At 68.3% G+C, this 397-nt stretch carries 1 protein-coding gene; it reads left to right on the top strand.

The genetic code is table 11. The features are described from left to right. Positions 1-397, top strand: a 397-nt coding sequence (locus FLQ44_RS12375; RefSeq protein WP_170252961.1) for an aromatic amino acid lyase, incomplete at both ends; no start/stop codon positions are given.

The following is a 397-nucleotide window of genomic DNA, read 5'->3' on the forward strand; positions in this document are numbered from 1 at the left end:
CAATCACGGACTGAAACCGCTGACGCTCGAAGCCAAGGAAGGTCTGGCCCTGATCAATGGCACCCAGACCTCGACTGCGCTGGCCCTGCATGCGCTGTTCGCCTTCGAGCCAGTGCTGGAATCGGCGCTCGTCATCGGTGCGCTCACGGTCGACGCCGCGCGCGGCAGCGATGGTCCCTTCGATCCGCGCATCCACGCTGTGCGCGGCCAGCCGGGACAGATCGACGTTGCCCAGTACTACCGCGCCCTGCTTGCCGGCAGCGCCATTCGCGCCTCGCATGCCGAGGGCGACGACCGCGTGCAGGATCCGTACTGCCTGCGCTGCCAGCCGCAGGTGGTCGGCGCCTGCCTCGACCAGCTGCGCTACGCCGCCCGTGTACTGCTGCGCGAAGCCAAT

The organism is Vogesella mureinivorans (assembly GCF_007644035.1).
Lineage (GTDB): Bacteria > Pseudomonadota > Gammaproteobacteria > Burkholderiales > Chromobacteriaceae > Vogesella > Vogesella mureinivorans.